Source organism: Corallococcus sp. Z5C101001 (assembly GCF_007352635.1).
Classification (GTDB): Bacteria; Myxococcota; Myxococcia; order Myxococcales; family Myxococcaceae; genus Corallococcus; species Corallococcus silvisoli.
Window position 1 is genome coordinate 164,957 of the sequence record NZ_VKLU01000008.1, and the last position, 21,993, is coordinate 186,949.

At 72.5% G+C, this 21,993-nt stretch carries 20 protein-coding genes; 13 read left to right on the forward strand and 7 right to left on the reverse strand.

Annotated features, from left to right (window positions below):
• On the reverse strand, positions 1–2,778 hold the full coding sequence (locus FOF48_RS18610; RefSeq protein ID WP_143903514.1) for a TonB-dependent receptor domain-containing protein: 2,778 nt from the start codon (positions 2,776–2,778) through the stop codon (positions 1–3).
• 403 nt (positions 2,779–3,181) lie between these two features.
• Between FOF48_RS18610 and FOF48_RS18615 the strand changes: the two genes are divergently transcribed.
• The 3 genes from FOF48_RS18615 to FOF48_RS18625 all read left to right on the forward strand — a co-directional run bounded on the left by FOF48_RS18615 (position 3,182) and on the right by FOF48_RS18625 (position 5,264).
• Positions 3,182–4,291, forward strand: a complete 1,110-nt coding sequence (locus tag FOF48_RS18615) for a GRAS family protein (RefSeq protein ID WP_143903516.1) — start codon at positions 3,182–3,184, stop codon at positions 4,289–4,291.
• A complete protein-coding gene (locus FOF48_RS18620) occupies positions 4,288–4,779 on the forward strand; it encodes a CinA family protein (RefSeq protein WP_143903518.1) in 492 nt (163 codons plus the stop codon). Before FOF48_RS18615 ends, FOF48_RS18620 begins: the two co-directional genes overlap by 4 nt.
• A gap of 86 nt (positions 4,780–4,865) precedes the next feature.
• Complete coding sequence (locus FOF48_RS18625; RefSeq protein ID WP_143903520.1) at positions 4,866–5,264, forward strand: STAS/SEC14 domain-containing protein; 399 nt, start codon at positions 4,866–4,868, stop codon at positions 5,262–5,264.
• Between the two features lie 21 nt (positions 5,265–5,285).
• Here FOF48_RS18625 and FOF48_RS18630 read toward each other — a convergent pair whose 3' ends face one another.
• Positions 5,286–5,912, reverse strand: a complete 627-nt coding sequence (locus FOF48_RS18630; protein WP_143903522.1) for a hypothetical protein — start codon at positions 5,910–5,912, stop codon at positions 5,286–5,288.
• Positions 5,912–6,844, reverse strand: a complete 933-nt coding sequence (locus FOF48_RS18635; RefSeq protein WP_143903524.1) for a fatty acid desaturase — start codon at positions 6,842–6,844, stop codon at positions 5,912–5,914. The genes FOF48_RS18630 and FOF48_RS18635 overlap by 1 nt, the downstream gene beginning before the upstream one ends.
• A gap of 105 nt (positions 6,845–6,949) precedes the next feature.
• Here FOF48_RS18635 and FOF48_RS18640 point away from each other — a divergent pair, with 105 nt between their 5' ends.
• From FOF48_RS18640 to FOF48_RS18655, 4 genes are all read left to right on the forward strand, one after another.
• Positions 6,950–9,796: an FG-GAP-like repeat-containing protein gene (locus FOF48_RS18640; RefSeq protein WP_143903526.1), complete on the forward strand. Its 2,847-nt coding sequence runs from the start codon at positions 6,950–6,952 to the stop codon at positions 9,794–9,796.
• A gap of 4 nt (positions 9,797–9,800) precedes the next feature.
• Entirely contained in the window at positions 9,801–10,562 is a 762-nt protein-coding gene (locus FOF48_RS18645; RefSeq protein ID WP_143903528.1) for a hypothetical protein, read from the forward strand.
• Between the two features lie 127 nt (positions 10,563–10,689).
• Positions 10,690–12,330, forward strand: a complete 1,641-nt coding sequence (locus FOF48_RS18650; RefSeq protein WP_143904229.1) for a GH3 auxin-responsive promoter family protein — start codon at positions 10,690–10,692, stop codon at positions 12,328–12,330.
• 58 nt (positions 12,331–12,388) lie between these two features.
• Positions 12,389–13,558, forward strand: coding sequence for an aromatic ring-hydroxylating dioxygenase subunit alpha (locus FOF48_RS18655; RefSeq protein WP_143903530.1), 1,170 nt, complete (start codon positions 12,389–12,391; stop codon positions 13,556–13,558).
• On the opposite strand, the gene FOF48_RS18660 is transcribed toward FOF48_RS18655, so the two are convergent.
• A complete protein-coding gene (locus FOF48_RS18660; RefSeq protein ID WP_143903532.1) occupies positions 13,555–13,821 on the reverse strand; it encodes a hypothetical protein in 267 nt (88 codons plus the stop codon). The two genes, FOF48_RS18655 and FOF48_RS18660, sit on opposite strands and share 4 nt — an antisense overlap.
• Before the next feature lie 158 nt (positions 13,822–13,979).
• On the reverse strand, positions 13,980–15,035 hold the full coding sequence (locus FOF48_RS18665) for a DapH/DapD/GlmU-related protein (RefSeq protein ID WP_143903534.1): 1,056 nt from the start codon (positions 15,033–15,035) through the stop codon (positions 13,980–13,982).
• Between the two features lie 222 nt (positions 15,036–15,257).
• Between FOF48_RS18665 and FOF48_RS18670 the strand changes: the two genes are divergently transcribed.
• The gene (locus FOF48_RS18670) at positions 15,258–16,694 is read left to right on the forward strand and encodes an MATE family efflux transporter (RefSeq protein WP_255442358.1); all 1,437 of its coding nucleotides are present in this window, start codon (positions 15,258–15,260) and stop codon (positions 16,692–16,694) included.
• A gap of 3 nt (positions 16,695–16,697) precedes the next feature.
• On the opposite strand, the gene FOF48_RS18675 is transcribed toward FOF48_RS18670, so the two are convergent.
• Complete coding sequence (locus tag FOF48_RS18675) at positions 16,698–17,804, reverse strand: hypothetical protein (RefSeq protein WP_143903537.1); 1,107 nt, start codon at positions 17,802–17,804, stop codon at positions 16,698–16,700.
• 3 nt (positions 17,805–17,807) lie between these two features.
• Between FOF48_RS18675 and FOF48_RS18680 the strand changes: the two genes are divergently transcribed.
• From FOF48_RS18680 to FOF48_RS18690, 3 genes are all read left to right on the forward strand, one after another.
• Positions 17,808–18,164 (forward strand): GlsB/YeaQ/YmgE family stress response membrane protein, encoded by a 357-nt coding sequence (locus tag FOF48_RS18680; RefSeq protein ID WP_255442359.1) that lies wholly within the window; start codon positions 17,808–17,810, stop codon positions 18,162–18,164.
• Between the two features lie 207 nt (positions 18,165–18,371).
• Positions 18,372–19,205, forward strand: coding sequence for an FKBP-type peptidyl-prolyl cis-trans isomerase (locus FOF48_RS18685; RefSeq protein ID WP_143903539.1), 834 nt, complete (start codon positions 18,372–18,374; stop codon positions 19,203–19,205).
• Between the two features lie 212 nt (positions 19,206–19,417).
• A complete protein-coding gene (locus FOF48_RS18690) occupies positions 19,418–20,251 on the forward strand; it encodes a dienelactone hydrolase family protein (RefSeq protein WP_143903541.1) in 834 nt (277 codons plus the stop codon).
• Positions 20,252–20,284: 33 nt separating this feature from the next.
• Here the strand turns inward: FOF48_RS18690 and FOF48_RS18695 are convergent, their stop codons facing one another.
• The gene (locus FOF48_RS18695) at positions 20,285–20,911 is read right to left on the reverse strand and encodes a CAP domain-containing protein (RefSeq protein ID WP_143903543.1); all 627 of its coding nucleotides are present in this window, start codon (positions 20,909–20,911) and stop codon (positions 20,285–20,287) included.
• A gap of 115 nt (positions 20,912–21,026) precedes the next feature.
• Here FOF48_RS18695 and FOF48_RS18700 point away from each other — a divergent pair, with 115 nt between their 5' ends.
• Together FOF48_RS18700 and FOF48_RS18705 are read left to right on the forward strand one after the other, a co-directional pair.
• Positions 21,027–21,239, forward strand: a complete 213-nt coding sequence (locus FOF48_RS18700; protein WP_143903545.1) for a hypothetical protein — start codon at positions 21,027–21,029, stop codon at positions 21,237–21,239.
• A 7-nt stretch (positions 21,240–21,246) separates the two neighbouring features.
• A complete protein-coding gene (locus FOF48_RS18705; protein WP_143903548.1) occupies positions 21,247–21,924 on the forward strand; it encodes a tetratricopeptide repeat protein in 678 nt (225 codons plus the stop codon).
• Positions 21,925–21,993 lie beyond the last annotated feature (69 nt).

Here is a 21,993-nt window from a genome sequence, read left to right on the forward strand (position 1 = left end):
TCAGTAGGTCGCCTTGAGCCCGAGCAGCGGGAGGATGACGGGGATGCGGATGGGGTCCTTCACCGGTGTTTCACCCAGGCCATCGTCGGACCCGCCGCCCTTCGTCAGGTAGTCGTAGGCGATGACCTCCTGCTGCGCGGACAGGTTGAGCACGTCGAGCGACGCGTCCAGCGTGAAGTCCTGGTAGGCCCATGACTTCGCGATGCGCGCGTCCACGCGGAAGAACGGCGCCAGCCGGCCCGTGCGGTCCAAGTCCTGCCGCACCCATTCGTGCGAGCCGTCGTCGTTCGTCACCCAGCGCTGCGTCTGCGAGGTGATCTGCCCCGTCTCCGGCCGGCCGGTGTTGAAGTGCACCACCGTGCCCACGGTCCAGTTGTTGCCGAACTTGTAGCTGAGCGCGGCGTTGAACGTGTGGGCCTGTTCGAAGGCGAAGGGCAGCGTGCCGTCCACCATGCCCTGCACCTGGTTGTCGTCACCGACGCGGGCGAAGCGCGCCTTCCGCTTGCTCTGCAGGAAGCTGTAGGACACCCAGCCGAACCAGTGGCGCCCCAGCGGGTGGCGGGCCATCAGGTCGAAGCCGTAGGCGTAGCCGGTGGTGGCGGGATCCGAGCCCAGGCTGCCCCGGCGCCGGCGGTTCTCCGCCACGTCCGCCAGGTCGAACTCCACCGCGCGGGACAGCGGGTTGAAGTACGCGTCCGCGCTCAGCTCCAGGCCCTCGAAGGCCCTCCACTCCGCGCCCACGTCGAGCTGCGCGCCGGACTGGAGGCCGTACCGCAGGCTCGCGGTGTCCACGGCGGGCACGTGCACCAGCACGGTGGGCGGCTGGTGGTACAGGCCCGCGCCACCCTTGAGCGTGAGCGTGTCCGTCAGCGTGTGGCGCACGGCGAGGCGCGGCTCCACCGCGGTGAACGTCATGCCCGGCACCAGGTGGTACGCGTCCACGCGCAGGCCCGGCGTCACCACCCACCGGTCGGAGGGCTTCCAGGTGACGGACGCGTACGCGCCGGAGAAGGTGGCGAGCGCGCTGGGCTTCTTGAGCGGATCCGCGTCGTCATCTCCGGGACGCCAGCCCGGCGGCCGCGCGGTGCCGGTGAGGGTGGTGGCGGAGCGGCGGTGCTCCACGTCCGCGCCCACGGCCACCTCCAGCGTGGCATCCAGCGCGCGGCGCCACCCGGTCCGCGCCGCGACGCTCACCTGGGTCAGGCCGTATTCGCCCACCTCCCGGCGGACCAGGGCGTTGCCCACGCGCTGGGTCTGCTCGCCGGTGAGGCCCAGCCCGTCCCAGCCCAGCGTCACCCCGACCTCGCCCTCGCCCTGGGCCACCGGGTGCGTGCCGCGCAGGTCGACGCGGTGGAAGCGCGAGGTGACGCCGCCGCCATCCGCGCCCAACGTCTCGGGGGGAGAGATGCCCACGTCGTCGGAGCTGCCCAGCGCGAACAGGCGCAGCCGGCCCTGGCCCACCTTCTGTTCGATGCGCGCCTGGTAGTCCCAGAAGCCCGCGCGCAGCCGCTCCGCGTCCGGGCGCTGGAGCGCGTTCGCCGCCAGCGCGATGAGCAGCGCGGAGTAGCTGAAGCGGCCGGCCAGGCTGACGCTGGTGCCGGTGGAGGCGAAGGGCTGCTCGATGAAGCCGCCCGCGTTGAGCAGGTCCGCGTACGCGGTGAAGTGCAGCCGGTCCTCGCGCGGACGGCTGAGGCGGCCCTCCACCGCGCCGCCCAGCACGCGGCCGTACTGCACCGGCGGCGCGCCCGGGTAGAAGTCCACGGTGTCGATGAAGTCCGGGTGCACCACCGCGGGCCCGAGCAGCAGGTGGTACAGCATCGGGATGCGCACGCCGTCCAGGAAGAAGCCGGTGGCGGCGGGCTGGCTGCCGCGCACCACCGGGTAGCTGATGCCCGACGCGAGGCTGCCCACGCCCGGCATCAACATCACCACGCGGAAGGGGTCGCCCAGCGTGCCGGGCACCTCGCGGATCTCCTGCTCGTGCAGGCTGATGCGGGTGACCTCGGTGCGCGGGCGCTCGTCGCGCACCACCGTCTCGTAGGGGTTCACCTCGCGCGGCTGGAGCCGGTAGACGACCTGGAGGGTCTGGCCTCGCGCCAGCGTCTCTTGGAACACCGTCGTCGCGTGGCCCGGCGCGCGGACCTCCAGCGCGTGCGCGCCCGGCGTCACGTCCACCGCGAAGAGGCCTCGCGCATCCGTGGTGGCCGCGGGCTCCTGCGCGCCGTCCAGGAAGAGGGCCGCGTCGGGCAGGGGCCTGCGCGTGCCGCGGGCGCGCACCTCGCCGGAGAGGCGCGTCGTGGAGGCGGGGACCTGCACCGGCGGCGTGAAGCGGTAGACGAAGGGCAGGCGCACCGCCACCGGGACACCGCCCAGCGTGGCCGGGGTGAAGCGAAGGCCCGGGGCGGCGGCGAGCGCCGCATCCGTGAGGCGCGGCTCGGCGGCGGCGCGCACCACCTGGAGCTCCGCCACGCGGCCCTCCACGTCCACCAGCAGCTCCAGCGCCACCTCGCCCGGCGTGCCCTCCAGCCCCTCCGGCCACGCGGCGGGTGCGTCGGCGGTGAGGGTGGGGGGCACGAGCGTCGCGTCGCCCGCGTCCGGGGAGAGGCCCAGGCGGGCGGCGTCCTCGGCGGAGAGGGTCGTCCCCGCGTCGGTGACGTGGACGTCCGCCTCCCACTGGCGGGGTTCGCTGGTGGCGGAGGGCACGCCCTGTGCGAGCGCGGAGGTCCCGAGCAGCAACACGAGGGCCGGCAGCACGAGACCGGCACGGGAGAATGACATGGGTGTCTGCTTCAACACCTGCCCCCCACGAAGCTGTCACCGGGGGCTCCCGGGGAGATGGCGCCGCTGTGCGGATTCATGGCTTCGGCTCGTGCCGTCTCGGAAAGGTCCCCCGGCCCAGGGTCGAAGACGGTCCGACGACTCCATACGGCCCGTGAGGGCGCTTCACGCAGTGTTTTTTCGAACGAGGTGCCTGGGACCAGGGGCCCGCTGACGCCAGCGCCTGGCCGTCTTCAGCATTCCTCGCATGTTTCACCAGTCCGTCCGCGAGTGCGGCAGCGCTGTGCACACGCTCACGCGGAGGAGGGACCGAGGTGCCTCCCCCTGGAGCCGCGAACGGAGCGGTCGTTACACTTTTTCATGTCGAATGGAAGCCATGGCCAGGCTTCACGGGGGAGGGCGCATGCGCACGCCGAAGGATGAACTGCTGCTCCAGGCGATGGATCATGCGTTGTCAGCGCGGACGGTGGAGGCGGTGGAGACGCTGGCGACGCTCTACCGGTTGCTGGATGTGGAGCGGGTGCGCGAGGACGAAAGCTACGCGGTCTTCGCCACGGCGCTGTCGCGCAGGTTGGAGGGCGCGACGGGCGCGCTGCATCCGTACCGGGCCTCGGAGGTGGATGGAGGCGCGCCGCAGATTGAGTTGTTCCGGCGGTTGATGAAGCACCTGCCGCTGGCGTCCGCGGCGGACGCGGTGGCGAACACGCTGCTGGCGGACTTCCTCCGGGGTCACGCGGAGGCGACGCTGCTGGATGTGGGCATCGGCCAGGGGCGCCAGGAGTGCGGCCTGCTGCGCGCGCTGGCGAAGGCGGGGGCGCTGCCGAGACACCTGACGGTGGTGGGCGTGGAGCCCAGCGGGAGCAGCCTGAGGGAGGCGCGCGGCGCGGTGCTGGCGGTGGCGGAGGAGGTGGGGTTGTCGCTGGAGTTCGTGGCGGTGGAGTCGCTGGTGGAGGACCTGGACCCGGCGATGTGGGCGGCGCTGCGCGGGGTGCGCCGGCCGCTGGTGGTGAACGCGGCGTTCGCGCTGCACCACGTGGCGGAGCGGGAGCCCTGGGCGGGCGAGGCGCGCGACGCGGTGCTGGCGTCGCTGGCGTCACTGGCGCCCGTGGGGGTGGTGTTGTGCGAGCCGCACGTGGACCATCACCGCGCCCCGGCGCGTGAGCGGCTGGTCAACGCGTGGCATCACTTCTCCCGCGTGTTCCGGTTGCTGGATACGCTGGAGGTGCCGAGCGCGGAGCGGCGCGCCATCAAGCGGTTCTTCGGCCGGGAGGTGGATGACATCGTGGGCACGGTGAACGAGTCGGAGCGCTGCGAGCGCCACGAGCTCTCCACGGCCTGGTGGGAGCGGCTCTTGCGCGCGGGCTTCATGCCGCGAGGCGGGATGGGGGCGGTGCGTCCCGAAGGCATCCACCCGGCGGTGGGGCTGCGCGCGGAGGCGGGCACGGTGGGCATCACCTTCCAGGGCGACGTGCTGGTGGCGGTGCTGGGGGCGGTGCCCCGGGAGTGGCCATGAGCGAACTGGAGGAGCTGGCGCCGCGGGTCATCACGCGCTGCCGGGAGCGGGAGGTGCGGCTGGTGTTCGCGGAGGCGTGCACGGGCGGGCTGATGACGGCGGCGCTGACGGAGGTGCCGGGGGCGTCGGCGGTGGTGGAGCGCGCGTTCGTGCCGTACTCGAACGAGTCGAAGGGCGAGCAGCTGGGGGTGCCGCTGGCGCTGCTCCAGGCGCACGGGTCGGTGAGCGCGGAGGTGGCGGGGGCGATGGCGGCGGGGGCGCTGGAGCGCTCGTGGGCGGACTGGGCGGTGGCGGAGACGGGCATCGCGGGGCCCGGAGGCGGCACGGAGGCCAAGCCGGTGGGGCTGGTGTTCATCGCGGTACAGCGGCGGGGGAGGGCGCCGGTGGTGGAGCGCCACCAGTTCAAGGGAGACCGGCGGCAGGTGCGTCAGGCCGCGGCGGCGCGGGGCCTGGCGGTCCTTCTGGCGCGGCTGGGCGTGGAGTCCTGAACAGGGGGCTCGTTCCGTGGGCCGTTGGCACGTGCGAGCCGGATGCGCGAAAACGGATTGCCGCAGCCTCACCAAGGGGGGGCCCGATGTATCGAATCGACGTGGACCGAGCAGCGTCCATCGTGAGCTTCGCGTTGGAGGGCTACATCCGGTTGGAGGAGATGGAGCGGTTCGTGGTGGACCTGCGGGCGGCGACGGATGCGGTGGCGGGGCATGCCATCAAGATCGAAGCGGACCTGCGCACGTTCCGTCCCGCGTCACCGGAGGCCGCGGACCTCATCCGCCGGGTGCAGGAGTACGGCCTGCGCTCCGGGGTGACGCGGGTGGCGGAGCTGGTGGAGAACCAGATCGTCGCGCTGCAGCTGAACCGGGTGGCGTCGGGAAGCGGGACGGACAAGATCCTCCGGCGCTTCTGGCAGGAGGGCGCGGCGCGCAGCTGGCTGCTCTACGGGGACGTGGGCATGAGCGCGGCGCTCCCGAGCTGAGCGGCGCCGCGGACGTCGCCGTCACCGCATCCCCAGCACCAGCAGCACGGCGAGCGCCGCGTACAGCGGCACGTTGAGCGCCAGCGTGAGCCGGTTGATGCGGCGGAAGCGCGCCTGCTCCGCGTCCGCGAACCACACGCCATCCTCGCCCGTGGTGCGTCCCTCCACGGCCCGGTGGAACAGCGCCGCGTAGGCCACCTCCACCCCCAGGCTCACCAACACCAGCCCCACGAGCCCCAGCGCCCACGCATCCCGGCCCGTGAGCGCCCCCGCCCACTTCTCGCCCGTGAGCATCAGCCCCACCCCCACCAACCCGATACACCCCAGGTCATGGCCCACGCCGTACGGAGGCCGCCAGTTGCGCGACACATAGAGCATGTAGAGCTCCGCGCCCCCGCGCAGCCACATGGACACCGCGAAGGCCCCCAGCACGATGCGCGCCTCCGCCGGCACCGCCGGATCCAGCGCCACCAGCGGGCACACCAGGAACCAGAGGAAGACCGCGTACAGCAGCCACGCCAGCTTGGGCCCGGAGATGCGTCCTCCCCGCCCGCCCCCCGCGTTCTGCCTGCGCCGGAACCCCACCGCCGCGCCCGCGCACGCGAGCAACGCCAACACCAGACACACACGGGTCGAGGCAGAGAGCATCAGGAGGCGCGGGTCCGGGGATAGTGGTCGGGAAACCGCTCGACGTACCACGCGCGAAGCCGCGGCAGGTGCGTGAGCGAGACATGCGGATGCAGGTGATGCACCACGTGCAGCCCCACGTGCCGCGGCGCCAGGCCCAGCCGCCCCAGCCAGCCGAGCCCGTGGTCCCGCGTGCACGCGAACACGTCCTCCAGCGAGCGGCCGTGCGCGGGCACGGCGGTGTGCTCGGCGAGCAGCCGGTACGCGTTGAACCCCGACGCCACCAGCAACGGCAGCCCATACCCCCACAGCACCTGGGAGGGCCACCGCACCGCCAGCGCCACCACGCCCAGGTGGAACAGCACCTGCCCCACCTCCGCGCGAGCGCACGCGAGCACCTCCGCGTCCCGCGTGAGGTCCCGCCCGGAGCGGTCCTGGAGGAACACGCGCGCATACCGCGTGCGCAGCGCGGGCACGGCCCACGCGCAGAGCCCCACCGGCCCGCGCAGCACCCAGCCCGGAATCACGCCCAGGAGCAGCAGCCACCGCCACGCCGTGCGCAGCCGGCCGCCATCCGGAGGCTTGCGGTAGGGGTCCGTGGGCAGGCCCGCGTCGCGGTGGTGGCGCAGGTGGTGGTAGCGCATCGCCGCCAGCGTGGAGGCGATCGGGTATCCCGCCACGGCCTCCAGCAGACACAGTCGCCACTCGCGGGTTCGCACGGGCAGGTGGACCGCGTCATGAAGCAGCACGCCCAGCGCGTGCAGCCGTCCCGCGACGACGAGCACCGCCAGCGGCGCGAGCACCGGAGCCCACGCCATGACTCCCCACCCCAGGGCCATCCCCGTCCACTCCTGCGCCGCCAGGCGAAGCAGCCCGGCGGGCGTGGACGCGACGAGCAGCGCACGCGGCACCGCCGCGCGGCGTGGCAGGGAAGGGGACGGGTGGGCGCTCACGAGGGACCAGGACTCCACGCATGGGCGCTGGATGCAACCCTCGTGGAGATTGGACACCCGGAGACGGGCGCGGCACGCTCCGCGCGTGCACCGGGACGGTCAATCATGAGTGTGGATGCGCCGACGACGCCGGCCCTCGCGGGCACGCGCGTGGAGTGGGGCGGCTGGACGTTCCCCCGCTGGAACGACCCGAGGCTCCCCTTCGCGGCGCTGCTCACCCTCTACGGCGTGCTGGGCTTCACCTTCTTCGGCTTCAACCGGAGCCCCGGGCAGATGGCCTTCCTGGTCGTCTCCGGCACGCTGCTGGACGCGGCCCTGGGCTGGGTGCTCAAGCGCCAGAAGGTGGTGCCGCTCTCCGCGTACATCTCCTGCTGCTCGCTGGCGCTGCTGCTGAACTACTCGCACGCGAGCACGCTCTTGTGGCTGCCGGTGTGGCTGGCCATCGGCTCCAAGTACGTGCTGACCTTCCAGGGGCGGCACGTCTTCAACCCGTCGATGTTCGCGGTGGCGGTGTCGCTGCTCGTCACGCGCGAGCTCATCACCGCGGCGCCCGCCTACCAGTGGGCCAACGGCGAGGTGGCGCTGTCGGCCTTCATCGTGATGGCGGCGCTGGTGCTGTTCTTCTTCCGCGTGGGCCGGGGCTGGCTGGTGGTCAGCTTCCTGGGCTTCTACGCGCTCCAGACGGCGCTGCGCGCGTTCATCCTCCGCCACCACCTGCCGCCGGAGGTGCTGTTCCTGGGCACGCTGGGCGCGCCCTCGTTCTTCATCTTCGTCTTCTACATGCTCACCGACCCGGCCACGTCCCCGGGGACGCGCAAGGGGCAGGTGCTGCTCGCGCTGGCCATCACCTGCGTGGACCTGGTGCTGCACCTGAAGGAGAGCGTCTACACGTTCTTCTACGCGGCGCTCACCGTGGCCACCTGCCGCTTCGTGTTCATGCACGCGCGCGAGCTGTGGCGCACCCGAGGCGCGTCCGCGCGCCAGCTCCTGTCCCCGGACCGGCTCCGGCGCGTGGGCGTGGTGGGCGGGCTCGGCGCGGTGTTGGCCCTGGGCCACGGGGTGCTGGCGGCGCAGGGGCAGCGCTCGGCGCCGCTCGCGTTCCACCTGGACGCGCAGGACGTCACGCGGGCGGGGCTGTCCTCCACGATGGGGCACACGCTGGAGGAGCTGGATCCGCGCGTGGCCCACGTCGCCAAGTGGCTGGTCGCGGTGGGGGACGCGGTGGCCACCGGGGACTTCGACGGGGACGGCCGGCTGGACCTGTTCCTCACCCACCCGCTGGGCACGCCGGAGCACCACGCGGGCCTGTACCGCAACCTGGGTGACCTGCGCTTCGAGCGCGTCGACGTGCCCGCGCTGGAGCGCTTCGCCACCCGCTACAAGGAAGAGGGGCTGGCCGGTGGTGGGACGTTCGTGGACTGGGACGGGGACGGCGACCTGGACCTCGCGGTGGCGGTGGCCTTCGGGCCGGTGCGCCTCTTGCGCAACATGCTGCGCGAGACGGGCACCGCGAGCTTCGAGGACGTGACGGAGGCGGCGGGCGTGACGGACCACGCGGTGAGCCTGGGGCTCACCTTCCTGGACTACGACCGGGACGGGCACCTGGACCTGCTGGTGCTCAACGCGATGACGACACACCTGCCGGACTACCCGGCGCCCACGCCGCTCAACCTCTTCCAGCTCCCCGCGCCGGAGTACGAGGGCGACCGGCGGATGCTGCGCTTCATGCATGACGGCTGGCACAACGCGAACAACGGCGGGCGCAACGCGCTCTATCGGGGGCGCGGCGACGGCACGTTCGAGAAGCAGGATGTGGAGGCGCTGGGCCTGGGTGAGACGCACTGGTCGCTCGCGGTGAGCACGGTGGACCTGAACCACGACGGGTGGACGGACCTCTACGTGGCCAACGACTTCGGGCCGGACGACATCTACCTCAACGAGGGCGGGCGCCACTTCCGCCACCTCGTGGGCCAGCGCTTCGGGGAGATTGGCCGCGACACGTACAAGGGGATGAACGCGAGCGTGGCGGACTTCGACCGCAACGGCTGGCTGGACGTGTACGTGTCCAACGTGCACCACGCGCTCCAGGCGGAGGGCAGCCTGCTGTGGATGGTGGGCCCGGGCGAGGACGCGTTCGTCCCCAGCTTCAAGGACGAGGCCACCTTCCGGGGCGCGTTGAACGAGCGGCGCTTCGGATGGGGCGCGGCGGCGGGGGACCTGGATGACGACGGGTGGCCGGACCTGGTGCAGGCCAACGGCATGGTGGACGCGCGCCTGGACGCGCCGAAGTGGCGCATCCCGGAGGGTCAGCGCAACGACTACTGGTACGTGAACCACAAGCTGATGCAGTCCGGTCCGGAGGTGCACACGTACGCGGACAAGTGGGGCGACATCCGGGGCCGGGTGCTCTATCCGAACGAGGCCCGCCGCGTGTACCTCAACCTGGGGGACGCGCGTCCGGGACACTTCGTGGACGTGGCGAAGGAGGCCGGCATCGAGGCGCCGGACAACTCGCGCGGCGTGCTGATGGCGGACCTGGACGACGACGGGGACCTGGACGTGCTCATCACCAACCAGCACGCGCCGGTGTCGCTGTACCGCAACACGCTGCGCGCCAGCGCCACGGACTCGAAGCCGGACGCGCACTTCGTGGGCCTGTCGCTGGTGGGCGATGGCCAGCGCACGCACCGGAGCGCGGTGGGCACGCGCGTGGTCCTCTCCTACGACGAGGACGGCAAGCGCGTGGAGCAGGTGCGCGAGGTGGGGTTGATGGGCGGCTTCTCCGCGTCCGCCGACCCCCGGCTGCACTTCGGGTTGGGCCGCCACGCGGGGCCGGTGAAGGCCACCATCCACTGGTACGGCGCACCGCCGCAGGAGGTGACGTTGGAGGTGGATCGCTACCAGGAGGTGCGGCAGCCGCCCGCGCCCACGGCGTCGCGGGGAGGGCCCTGAGCCGATGTTCTCCGCGATGAAGGGCACCACGGTGCGGCGCGAGGCCCTGGACGCCGGCACGCGGGCGCGGATGCTGGCGCTGATGCAGTGCTGCTACGTGGGCGTGAGCGCGGAGCGCTTCCAGGCGGACCTGGACGCGAAGCAGTGGGTGTTCCTGCTGCACGCGCGGCGCACCGGGGAGCTGGTGGGGTTCAGCACGGTGCGGGTGGCGGAGGAGGAGGGCGTGGAGGTGCTGTATTCGGGGGACACGGTCATCCACCCGGACTGGTGGGGCCACAAGACGTTGCAGGTGGTGTTCGGCCGGCTGCTGCTCGCGCGCAAGCTGCGGCGGCCATGGAAGCCGCTGTACTGGTTGCTGCTGTCCGGCGGTTACAAGACGTACCTGCTGGCGGTGAACTACTTCCCGCGCACGCATCCCCGGAGGGACTGGACGCCACCGGAGGGGCGGGTCGCGTTCCTGCACGCGCTGGCGGCGCGGTGGTTCGGCGCACAGTACGACGCATCGCGAGGCACGCTGCGCTTCGACGGGGCGCACTACCGGGTGCGCGATGGTGTCTCGCCCATCGACCGCGACGCGGCGGCGCACCCGCACATCGCCTACTTCGCGGAGCGCAACCCGGGCCACGGCGAGGGCGAGGAGCTGGTGTGTCTGGTGGAGATCCGCGGCTGGGACCTGGCGAGGGCGCTGGGGCGCAGCGTGTGGGGGCAGCTTCGGCGCTGGGCCCGCCGCGAGCGCGACGCGTCGCGGATCCGCGTGGGGACGTGACATGCGAAGGCTCGCACGCGCTGCCCACCGCGAAGGGGCGAGGGGCCATGGGGATGCGTGACGTGCGCGCTCCGGCCGTGAAGCCAGGGGCTTCCTCGGAGGCTGCGCGGTGCTGACCTCGCGAGGAATGCTCACGGCGACGATGGCCGCGCTGTCCCCGTCCGCGCTGCGCTTCCGTCACGCGCTGCGGAAGCCGGAGGCGGCCCAGGCGGAGTGCCTGACGCGCGTCCTCGGCGCGGTGGGCGGCACGGCGCAGGCGGACCGGGTGGCGGGCTTCGGACGCATCCGGACCGCACGGGAGTTCCAGGACGCGGTGCCGGTCTCCACGCCGGATGCCCTGGCGGCGGATGTGGAGCGCATCGCGAGGGGCGAAGCGCGGGTGCTCACGCGCGAACCCGTGCTGCGCTTCGAGCTTTCGGGCGGCTCCTCCGGCGCATCCAAGCCGGTGCCCATCACCCGGGGGCTGCTGGGCGAATTCCAGAGCGCGCTCGCACCCATGTTGCACGAAGTGCTCCTGCGCCGCCCCGCCGTGCGCGAGGGCCCCAGCTACTGGTCCATCTCCCCCCTGGGCCGCGAACAACACCGGACGTCCGGAGGCATCCCGGTGGGCTCGGCGGAGGACAGCGCGTGGTTCCCGCGTCCATTGCAGCCGCTGCTCTCGCGCGTCTTCGCGGTGCCGGGCGCGGTGGGGCAGGCCCCGCATGTGGAGACGTGCCGCTACGTGACGCTGTGGTTCCTCGTGCGGTGCGCGAACCTGTCGTTGATCAGCGTGTGGAATCCCAGCTTCCTCACGTTGCTGCTGGATGCGCTGGAGCGGCACGGGGATCGGCTGGTGGAGGACCTGGAGCAGGGCACCTTGCGTCCCCCTGGCCATGTGGAAGGGCTGGGCCCATCCGCCTGGGACGCGCTCGTGCGAGGGCTCCAGGGCACACGGGACGTTCCCCGGGCCCGGGTGCTGCGCGCCGTCCTGCGAGAGGGATTGTCCTCCGCGCGCCCGCTCTGGCCGGGGCTCGCGCTCTTGAGCATGTGGACGGATGCCCAGGCGGCGCACGCCGTGGCCGCCGCATGCCAGCGCTTCGAGGGCGTGGAGGTGCAGGGCAAGGGGCTGCTCGCCACGGAGGGCGTCATCACCCTGCCGCTCTTCGAGGCACCCGCGCCGGTGCTCGCGGTGCGGAGCCACTTCCTCGAGTTCGCGGATCCGGAGCGTCCGGCCGCGCGCCCGCTCCTGGCGCACGAGCTGACGGTGGGCCGCACCCATGCGGTACTCCTCTCCACGTCCGGTGGGCTGCTGCGCTACCGGCTGGGGGACCTCGTCCGCGTGGAGGGCTTCGTGCACGCGACGCCCTGCCTGCGCTTCATGGGGCGCGCGGACGCGGTGACGGACCTCGTGGGCGAGAAGCTCTCCGCCGCGCGAGCGGGCACGGTGCTGGATGCCGCGCTGGGCACCCCGCGTCCGGTCTTCGCCATGCTCGCACCGGAGTGGGGGAGCCCGCCGGCCTACCGCCTCTTCCTGGAGACGGACGCGCCGGACGCGCGGCTGGAGGCCACGGCGGTGGCCGTGGAGCGCGCGCTGGGCGAAGGCCACCATTACCGCTATGCGCGCGAGCTGGGGCAGCTCGGCCCGGTGCGCGCCGTGCGCGTGACGCACGGGGCCCGGCGCTACGAGGCCCGGTGCATCCACCTGGGACAGCGCGCGGGGAACATCAAGCCCGTGGACCTGCACCGCGAGCCGGGCTGGACGGACTGGTTCGCCAGGGGGACGCCGTGAACCACTCCACCGGGCCGCGTCGCACGGCCCCACTCATGACACGCGGGGACTCCCTCCGATGAGACAGCCTCACGACCGTGCCCCGGTGCCCGCGGTGGACCTGGAGTCCGAGGCGGACCTCTCCCGCTGCGGGGCGCTGAAGGACTTCTGGTACGTGGCGTGCCTGTCCACGGAGCTGCCCGCGAACCGGCCCCTGGCGCGCACCGTGTTCGGCACGGGGCTGGTCCTCTTCCGGGGGCCGGAGGGTGTGCCCACCGCGCTGCGCGACCGCTGTCTCCATCGCAACGCGCGGCTGTCGAAGGGCGACGTGTTCGGCGGGCGCCTCGGCTGCCCGTACCACGGCTGGGTATACGACGCGTCCGGCGCGGTGGTGGAGGTCCCCGCCCTGGGCCCTCCTCAGCGGGGAGAGAAGCTGGACGCGGGCGCCTGCGCGCACGAGGGCCTGAAGCCCGCGCCGTGCGACCTGGGGCGGCTCGCGCGCTTCCCCACGCGAGAACAGGATGGGCTCGTCTACGTCTACCTGGGCGAGGAGGTCGAGCGGGCCCGCGCGGAGCCCTTCCGCGTCCCGTACTGGGGCGAGCGCGGCTGGACCGTCTACTTCATGGTGACGCGCTTCGCGAACGGGGTGACGAACCTGGTGGAGAACTTCATGGACGTGCCGCACACGTCCTTCGTGCACCGGGGCTGGTTCCGGAACCCCACGCGCAAGCGGGTCCCCTCCACGGTGAAGCGCCACGCGGGCCGCGTGCGGATGACCTATCACCAGGAAGAGGACGCGCTCACGGGGCTGGGGCGCCTGTTCAACCCGCGCGGCCTGCCGCTGGTGCACACGGACGAGTTCATCGTCCCCAACGTCACCCGCGTGGACTACCGGTGGGGCGACAGCGGCTTCGCCATCAACTCGCAGTGCACGCCCATCGGGCCCACGGACACGCTCGTGTACACGGCGATCAGCTACCGGCTGCCGGTGGACGTGCCGGGCGCGTGGGTGGGCCGGGCGCTGACGCCGCTGGTGCGCTGGTACACGCGGCAGGTCATCCAGCAGGACGTCGCCATCATGGAGACGCAGCGCCAGGGCCTCATGGATGGCCCCGGAGGCGGCGTGTACTCCGGCACGGAGGCGGACCTGCACCACGCGGACATCGAGGCGTATCGCCGCTGGCTGCGCGAAGGCGCGCGGGGCCCCGGTCCCGAGGACGCGGAGCGCGACGTGGTCTTCTGGGTCTAGGCCGGGCCGACCTGCCCATCCTCCTCCGACGAGGACGAAGGCAGGTTCGCCAGCAAGTACCCGCAGAGGAAGGTCGCCACCAGGAAGGCGCCATGGAGCAGCCCCGGCGTGAGCGGGATGCGCGGCAGGCTGATGTGCTCCTGCAACCACTTCAGCGTCACCGGTGCATTCACGTCATGGCACGCCGCGGCCACGGCCAGGGCCACGCCGATTTGCAGGACGATCAGGAACGCGTTCGCGGGGCTGTTCACCCACGCTGCCATGCTCCCCGCCCATCGAAGCACCTGGGGGTACACGGTCTTCCGGAAGAGAGCGCCACACAGGAGGCCCAACAGCAGGGGCCCTGCGATCTCAACCACCGAATCAACCGGGCTCATGGCGCGTGACGATGCCCCAGCGCCTCCGGCCAATCAAACACCCCTCACCCCATCCGCCGCAGGCCCGGCAGGTCCTCCGGACGCAGCACCCAGCGGGGCGGCTCCGGCGGCGACGTGCGCGTGCCCACCAGCGTGGCCGGGAAGCCCTCCACCAGCGCGTAGTCCGGGAACACCGCGCGCGCCTTCACCAGGCTGCCGGCGCCCACGTGGCACCCCTTCCCCAGGTGGCTGCCCTCGCAGAGGATGGCGCCGGGCTCCACCACCGTGCCCGCGCCCAGCTGGCACGCGTGCAGCACGCAGCCCGGCCCCACGACCACGCCCTCCTCCAACACCAGCATGGTGTCCGGCAGCAGGTGCAGCACCGTGTTCTCCAGGATCTGCACCCGCGCGCCAATGCGGACCGGGCCGTTCATGTCGCCGGTGATCTTCACCCCCGCGCCAATGATGGCCCCCGCGCCGATGACGACGTCGCCGGACACCTCCGCGGAGGAGAAGAGGGTGGCGGTGGGGTGGACGAAGGGGTGACGGTCGCGGAAGGCGTACAGCTGTCCCATGGGGGCGTCCTCGGCGCGGTCCCGCGCGGAGAAGGAGGTCAGTGGAGGCGCGGAGAGGCTGAGGTCTCCGCCCCGGCGCTGCTGGAGGTGGGCCAGGTCCTCGGTGGAGAGCATCCGCAGCACCTGGCCGGGCCGGCCCAGCACCACGGATTGATCCGGCACCGTCATGCCCGGGGGCAGCACCGCGCCATCCCCCACCAGGCAGCGGTCGCCCAGCGTCACGCCGGGCATGAGGATGGCCCCGGCGCCGATGTCGCACAGCGCCCCCACCCGCGCACCCATCACCAGCGCGCGGGGGGCCAGCACGGTCTTCTCTCCGATGAAGGCGGGCCGCTCAGGGGTGCCCACCACCACCGCGTCCTCGCGCAGCGTGGAGAACGCTCCCAGCGTCACGGAGCCTCCCACCGAGCGCACGACCGCCCCCCGGGAGATGACGGCGCCGGGCCCCACCTGCGTGGTGCCCAGCAGGCGCGCGGATGAGGCCAGCGTGAAATGAGGACCCACCGCGGTGGGCGGGGACGGAGCGGTCGCGGACGAGGGACTCATCGGGATGCAGCAAGCTACTCCTCGCTCCCCCAAGGGCATGTTGTCCCCAGGCACGACGCCGCCGTCCTGCATTCGACGCTCGCTCGCCGGGCGACCGGGGGTGGGTGTGGCACCTCCTGATGTCAGGGGGCGTGGGGAGAGGACGTAGGAAGCCGCGCCAGTGGGCGGCATCCGCCTCGGCGTTGCTGTAGGAAGTCCCCTCGCATCTGGAGGCTGTACCCCGTGCAAGAGACACCCCTGGTGGACAGGACCGTCGAAACCCCCGCGCCTCCGTCGAAGGGGGCGTGGGCGCTGGTGAAGGAGGCCCTGCACGGCACGGAGCTGGACCTGACGCAGCTGCCCCTCCGGCGCGCCATCTTCCTGCTCGCCGTGCCCATGGTGCTGGAGATGTGCATGGAGTCGGTGTTCGCCGTGGTGGACGTCGCCTTCGTCGGCCGGCTCGGCGCGGAGGCGGTGGCCACGGTGGGCCTCACCGAATCCATCCTCACCCTCATCTACGCGGCCGGCATGGGGCTGAGCATCGGCGCCACGGCGATGGTGGCCCGGCGCATCGGGGAGAAGGACTCGGAGCGGGCGGGGCGCACGGCGGTGCAGGCCATTGGCCTGGGCCTGGTCCTCTCCACGGTGCTGGCCGTGGCGGGCATCGTCTTCGCCCGGCCGCTGCTGGCGGCGCTGGGCGGCTCGCCCTGGGTGTTGGAGCACGGCGTGGGCTACACGCGCGTGATGATGGGCGGGGTGGTGAGCATCCTGCTGCTCTTCCTCATCAACGCCATCTTCCGGGGCGCCGGCGACGCGGCCATCGCGATGCGCGTGCTGATGCTGGCCAACGGCCTCAACATCGTGCTCGCCCCGTGTCTCATCTTCGGATGGGGGCCCTTCCCGCAGATGGGGGTGGTGGGCGCGGCGTGGGCCACCACGCTGGGGCGCAGCGCGGGCGTGGTGTACCAGCTCTTCCGGCTGGCGCGGGCGAACGGACGGCTCCAGGTGCGGCGCGAGCACGTGGCGCTGGAGCCCGCGACCATGCTCGCGATGCTCCGGCTGTCGGGCGCGGGGATGGTGCAGGCGCTGGTGAGCACGTCCAGCTGGGTGGTGCTGGTGCGCATCGTGTCGTCGTTCGGCAGCACGGCGCTGGCGGGCTACACCATCGCCATCCGCATCACGCTGTTCGCGCTGATGCCCGCGTGGGGCCTGGGCAACGCGGCGTCCACGCTGCTGGGCCAGAGCATGGGGGCGGGGGACCCGGACCGGGGGGAGCGGGCGGTGTGGCTCGCGGGCCGCTACAACCTCATCGTGCTGGGCAGCATCGGGCTGGGGTTCTTCCTCTTCGCCACGCCGCTGCTGGGGGCCTTCACGACGGACCCGGCGGTGGTGGAGGCGGGGGCCACGGCGCTGCGCATCTTCAGCCTGAGCTTCCTGTCGTGCGCGTACGGCATGGTCATCACGTCCGCGTTCAACGGCGCGGGGGACACCCGGACGCCCACGCTCATCGACCTGGGCTGCCTCTGGGCGCTGGAGCTGCCGCTGGCGTGGGTGCTGGCGGAGCCGCTGGGCCTGGGCGCGGTGGGCGCGTACATCGCGGTGCCGGTGGCCTTCGCGGCGATGTCCGTGCTGGGCATCGTGCTGTTCAAGCGCGGCCGTTGGAAGACGCGCGTGGTGTAGCGCTCAGGGCAGGCAGATCTCAAAGCCGGTGCGTCCCCCCGGAAAGGTCCTGGGGGGGCGCGACGCGGGCGTGACGGCGTAGAGGTGGAAGTCCAGCCGCCGCTGGAGGAAGCCCTCGAGCGCGGGCGCCAGCGGGTCGCTGGCGTCCTGCTGCACGGTGAAGAAGTGGAAGCCCTGGCCGTGGAACGCGGCGTAGACGGCGTCGAGCAGCGCGCGGAAGACGGCGGGGTCCTCCGTGGGGACGCTGGTGTTGCAGAGGTAGAAGTAGCGGAAGTCGCCGCCGGGCGCGGGCAGGCGCGGCGCCCCGGTGACGGTGGCCAGCGCGTTGAAGCCCCGGCGCACCCACTTCATGGCGCCCCGGTACGCGAGCACGCGGTAGCGCTTCACGGCGGCGGGGTCCCACGCGGAGGTGCATCCCACCAGGCGCCCGGACGCATCGAACGCGAGGAACGCGTCCTCCACGCGGAGGCCCGGCCAGTGCGCGAAGCGGTGCTGCAGCTCCCCGGCGTCGTAGCGGTAGCCGAAGGGGCGCGAGCGGTGGTCCGCGTCCAGCAGCGCGGCCATGGCGGGCACGTCCGCGGCGGTGGCCCGGCGCACGGAGTAGGGGCTGGGGCGCGGCCGGCGGCGCAGGACGAACTGGAGGGAGACGGCGGAGAACGCGCGCATCAGGTGGTAGTGCGGCTGCGCGTCGCGGGAGGGGGCCCGGCGCACCAGGGCCTGGAGCGCGGCGGCGTTGGAGGCCATCACGGCGGTGAGGAAGACGTCCACGCCCAGGCGCTGGGAGGTCTCCTCCAGGATGGGGCCATAGAACCGGGCGAGCCCCCGGGCGCGTCGCGCGGAGAAGCGGGTGCGCAGGTCGCCCAGGTATCCCACCCGGCAGGGCCGGCCCTCCAGCCACCCGTCGCGGATGTGGATGGCGCCCATGCCGTCCAGCCGGGAGGCCTCCCCATGCGCCCAGACCTCCGCCTCGCCGCGCTGCATGGCGAAGAGGCCGAAGTAGTCCGGCGAGCGCTGGGTGCTGAGCACCAGGTCCCCGGTCATGGGCACGTCGCCGAACAGGTCCAGCAGCGCGGCGTTGTCGTCCCGGGTGGCACGTCTCAGGAGGCTCATGGCTTGCGCGACAGCGTATGCGACACGCAGACGGACTTCCGCCCCAACGCGCCCTGCGCCAGATTGCGGGCTCACCCGAAGCACGGGGAGGTCGTCATGGGCTTGTTGGGGTGGATCATCTTCGGCTTCTTCGCGGGCCTCATCGCCCGGGCCGTGCTGCCGGGGAACCAGCGCATGGGGTGCATCGGCACCACGCTCCTGGGCGTGGCGGGCGCCTTCGTCGGCGGCTTCCTCACGTCCCTCTGGCGGGGCACCAACTGGCGGGACCCCGAGCCCACCGGGTTCCTGGGCGCCATCCTGGGCGCCATCATCCTGCTCCTGGTCTCCCACGCCGCCTTCGGCGGACGCTCCTCCCGGTAGGGCCCCACCTCCCGGCTTTCCCCGCCGGGAATCCCCGGCCGTCCCACGGGTTGAGGGGCAGGCAGCCGGTTGTCCTACCTGCCCGGGACCCCTTCCGGGGAAAGCACGGTTCCCAAGAGGATGCCGGGCGCGTTCTGTAGTACACCGCGCCCCGGGCATGCAGCGGGCGGTCGGCTGCCGCTGAGCCAAAGGAAAGGCGACGACATCATGAAGAAGACGATCCTGATTGCGGCAATGTTGAGCCTGACGGCGTGTCAGGGCCAGGGCGCCAAGCCGGGCGAGACCAGCGCCACGGGCTCCACCACGGCGGCCACCGCCGGCGCTCCTCAGACCGAGGAGCAGAAGACGTTCTACGCGCTGGGCCTGTCCATCGGCCGCAGCATCGGCGTCTTCGACATGACCCCGCAGGAGCTGGAGTTCGTGAAGGCGGGCCTCACCGCGCAGGTGACCGGCCAGAAGTCCGACGTGGACCTGGACACCTACGGTCCCAAGCTCCAGGAGCTCGCCCGCGAGCGTTCGCTCCGCAAGGCCACCGCAGAGAAGGAGAAGTCCGCCAAGTTCCTGGAGGAGAAGGCCAAGGAGCCCGGCGCCCAGAAGACCGAGTCCGGCCTCGTCTACAAGGAGACCCAGGCGGGCACCGGTCCCCAGCCCCAGGCCACCGACATCGTGAAGGTGCACTACAAGGGCACGCTCGCGGACGGCAAGGAGTTCGACTCCTCCTACAAGCGCGGTGAGCCCACGCAGTTCCCGCTCCAGGGCGTCATCAAGTGCTGGACCGAGGGCCTCCAGAAGATGAAGGTCGGCGGCAAGGCGGAGCTCACCTGCCCCTCCGACATCGCCTACGGCGACCGCGGCGCGCCCCCGAACATCCCCGGCGGCGCCGCCCTGGTGTTCGACGTGGAGCTGCTGGAGATCGTGAAGCCCCCCGAGGCTCCTCCGGGCATGCCTGGTGGCATGGGCGCGACCCCGCCCCCCGGCTCCAAGGCGCCCCCGACCGCCAAGCCGCCTCCGGCCGCGAAGCCGCCCCCGGCGACCAAGTAGTCAACACTTCCTCCATCGCGCCCGCTCCCCGGGCGCGGTGAACCCAGGGCCGGACGCGAGGAGCACTTCCTCGCGCCGGCCCTCTTCGCGTTCAAGGGGACCGCTCGCCGCGCTGGCGCCCCCGCCCCCGCCGCGCTACGCCCGCGCGAAGGCACGCAGGCGGGTCCCCATGCCCGGACCCGGAAGGGACACGGACGACGATGAGGCCAGACATGAAGCGGCTCACGTGGGTGTTGGCGGCGGCGCTGATGCTGGGCGCCTGCGCGACGAGCAAGCCGGCGGAGGTGGCGCGCGCGCCGTCCGCCACGGGCGCCGTCTCCGAGGAGGAGTTCAAGGCCATGCACACCCTGCGCACGGACGCCGCGCCCGCGCGCAAGGGCCAGGAGGTCACGCTGTCCGACGGCTCCAAGGCCTACCTGAGCCTGCCGGAGAACGCGACGGGGCCCCTGCCCGGCATCATCGTCATCCACGAGTGGTGGGGCCTCAACGAGCACGTGCAGCACTGGACGGACCGGCTGGCGGCGGAGGGCTACGCGGCGCTCGCGGTGGACCTCTACCACGGCAAGGTGGCCACCAACTCCACGGAGGCGCTCGCGCTCGTGAAGGCGGTGGATGACGCCCAGGCCTCGAAGACGGTGCTCGCCGCGCACGCGTTCCTCAAGGGCGACCCGCGCATCCAGGCCCCTCGCACCGGCAGCATCGGCTGGTGCTTCGGCGGCGGCTGGTCGCTGGAGACCGCCATGCTGGTGCCGGAGCTGAGCGCGGCGGTCCTCTACTACGGCCACCCGGTGACGGACCCCGAGAAGCTCTCCACCATCAAGGCGCAGGTGCTGGGCATCTTCGGCACGAAGGACAAGTCCATCCCCCAGGAGACGGTGCGCGCCTTCGAGAAGGCGCTGGAGGAGGCGGGCGTGCGCAGCCGCATCGTGGAGTACGACGCGGACCACGCCTTCGCCAACCCGTCCGGTCCCCGCTACGACGAGCGCGCCGCCGCGTCCGCCTGGGCGGAGACGTCCGCGTTCCTCGCGCGAACGCTCAAGCGCTGAGGCCCTGAGGTCCCGAGGCCGGCGTCCCGAAGCTCAGTAGGGGCGCTGGCCCACGTAGTTGCCCGGCGGCGCGTAGTTGCACACCCAGAAGTCCCAGGTGCCCGACCCGCCGAAGGGCGAGCCCGTGGTGCAGCGCTTCGTGGCGCAGCCCAGGCGGCTGCTGTTGCGCCACACCACCTGCGTGTAGTGGCCGCAGACCTGTCCCGACGCGCAGGTGTTCTTCGCGTAGTCGTAGTCCGCCGCCTCATCCACCCAGATCTTCACCGCGCCCTTCGTGTCCCAGACGCCCGGCGTGGCGGCGGCGATGTTCTCCCCCGCGTTGCCCCGGCCGGCGTTGTGCTCGAACTTGCAGTTGTCCGCCCACTTCCGCGCGACGTCCGCCACGGCCGGGTCCCACGTGAGCGGGCTGAGCGCGGGCGACGGCGTGGGCTGCGCGGCGGCGCGGGCCGCGTTGTGGGCCTCCAGCATGTCGGTGGCGAACGGGGTCAGCGTCCCCGCGTCGTCAGCGGCTCCGCCGTCGCCCTGGGTGCCCGCGTCGTCCTGCGCGCCCGCGTCCGGGGGCTGCTCGCCCGTGTCCCCGTCAGGGATGCAGGCGAGCAGGAGGAACGGCGTGAGCAGGAGGGCGGCGGACACGGGACGCAGGACGGGAGGGCGGCGCATGGGCGGGATTATCCGCGTGCGGATGGGTGTGCGGGCAAGCGGACACGGGGGCAGGGTGGATGGGGAGGCGTTGCCGCACCGTGCTAGGGTGCGGTGTTCGGTCAGGAGACGCGACATGAGCCATGACGAATCCCGCGCGCGGAAGGTCCAGACGGCGTTGGAGGGCAATGACGAGTTCAGTACCTTTTCAATCGACCCGGACATCAAGAAGCTGAAGATGAAGCTGGACCTCCAGGCGGAGGCGCAGCATCAGCAGTCCGGGCGCCCGGAGACGGCACCCAAGTCGGGCATGTTCATGCGGCTGTTCCACAAGATGTTCCGGGGTTGAGGGCACGATGGTGAAGGAGTCCTACCGCGCGCAGTGGGATCGCTCGCGGGCGTATCTGGAGACGGGGGACCTGGGCCTGGCGCTCCAGGAGCTGCGGGACGCGCTGACGCTGGCGCCGGACGACGCGGTCCTCTGGGAGGAGATCTTCAACCTCTCGCTCATCGGCGGGCTCCCGCAGAACGCCCTGGCCGCCGCGCTGCGGCTGCGCCAGCTGGCGCCGGAGAACCCCAACTTCATCGGCTTGCACGCCATGGCCGCGCTGCTCGCCGGCAAGCTGACGGAGGCCGTGCCCCTCTTCGAGGAGGTCCTCCAGCGGGAGCCGGAGTCGGTGGAGGCGCGCCGGCAGCTCGCGCGGGCGCTGGACATCGCGGGCCAGCGCACCCGGGTGCGCACGCTGCTGGAGGAGGCCGTCGCGCGGGCGCCCACGGAGACGGGCGCGGCCAACGACCTCGCGGTGCACTACCTGGACCACGTCCCCACGGAAGGCCCGGCGCTCGCGGCGCGCGTCCTGGCGCCGGTGCTGGAGGCCCATCCCGCGGACCCCACCACGCACTTCAACCTGGCGCTGGCGCTGCGCGTGAGCGCCCCGGCCCAGGCACGCCACCACGCGGAGCGGGTCCTCCAGGGGGACGACAAGGCCCTGCGCGCCCAGGCGCAGCAGCTGCTCACCCTGCTTCCCGCCTGAGTCCCCCGGCGCGCGGGTGTCAGGGCGCCGGGGCGGAGGCCGTCCCGGCGCCATGGATTTCCATCAACA

Coding starts and splice junctions, on each gene's coding strand:
- FOF48_RS18660 (WP_143903532.1), bottom strand. CDS start 13,821: ATGGCAGCGTGGGTGAACAGCCCCGCGAACGCGTTCCTGATCGTCCTG.
- FOF48_RS18640 (WP_143903526.1), top strand. CDS start 6,950: ATGAGTGTGGATGCGCCGACGACGCCGGCCCTCGCGGGCACGCGCGTG.
- FOF48_RS18665 (WP_143903534.1), bottom strand. CDS start 15,035: ATGAGTCCCTCGTCCGCGACCGCTCCGTCCCCGCCCACCGCGGTGGGT.
- FOF48_RS18630 (WP_143903522.1), bottom strand. CDS start 5,912: ATGCTCTCTGCCTCGACCCGTGTGTGTCTGGTGTTGGCGTTGCTCGCG.
- FOF48_RS18685 (WP_143903539.1), top strand. CDS start 18,372: ATGAAGAAGACGATCCTGATTGCGGCAATGTTGAGCCTGACGGCGTGT.
- FOF48_RS18620 (WP_143903518.1), top strand. CDS start 4,288: ATGAGCGAACTGGAGGAGCTGGCGCCGCGGGTCATCACGCGCTGCCGG.
- FOF48_RS18700 (WP_143903545.1), top strand. CDS start 21,027: ATGAGCCATGACGAATCCCGCGCGCGGAAGGTCCAGACGGCGTTGGAG.
- FOF48_RS18645 (WP_143903528.1), top strand. CDS start 9,801: ATGTTCTCCGCGATGAAGGGCACCACGGTGCGGCGCGAGGCCCTGGAC.
- FOF48_RS18625 (WP_143903520.1), top strand. CDS start 4,866: ATGTATCGAATCGACGTGGACCGAGCAGCGTCCATCGTGAGCTTCGCG.
- FOF48_RS18695 (WP_143903543.1), bottom strand. CDS start 20,911: ATGCGCCGCCCTCCCGTCCTGCGTCCCGTGTCCGCCGCCCTCCTGCTC.
- FOF48_RS18675 (WP_143903537.1), bottom strand. CDS start 17,804: ATGAGCCTCCTGAGACGTGCCACCCGGGACGACAACGCCGCGCTGCTG.
- FOF48_RS18615 (WP_143903516.1), top strand. CDS start 3,182: ATGCGCACGCCGAAGGATGAACTGCTGCTCCAGGCGATGGATCATGCG.
- FOF48_RS18655 (WP_143903530.1), top strand. CDS start 12,389: ATGAGACAGCCTCACGACCGTGCCCCGGTGCCCGCGGTGGACCTGGAG.
- FOF48_RS18650 (WP_143904229.1), top strand. CDS start 10,690: ATGCTCACGGCGACGATGGCCGCGCTGTCCCCGTCCGCGCTGCGCTTC.
- FOF48_RS18690 (WP_143903541.1), top strand. CDS start 19,418: ATGAAGCGGCTCACGTGGGTGTTGGCGGCGGCGCTGATGCTGGGCGCC.
- FOF48_RS18610 (WP_143903514.1), bottom strand. CDS start 2,778: ATGTCATTCTCCCGTGCCGGTCTCGTGCTGCCGGCCCTCGTGTTGCTG.
- FOF48_RS18705 (WP_143903548.1), top strand. CDS start 21,247: ATGGTGAAGGAGTCCTACCGCGCGCAGTGGGATCGCTCGCGGGCGTAT.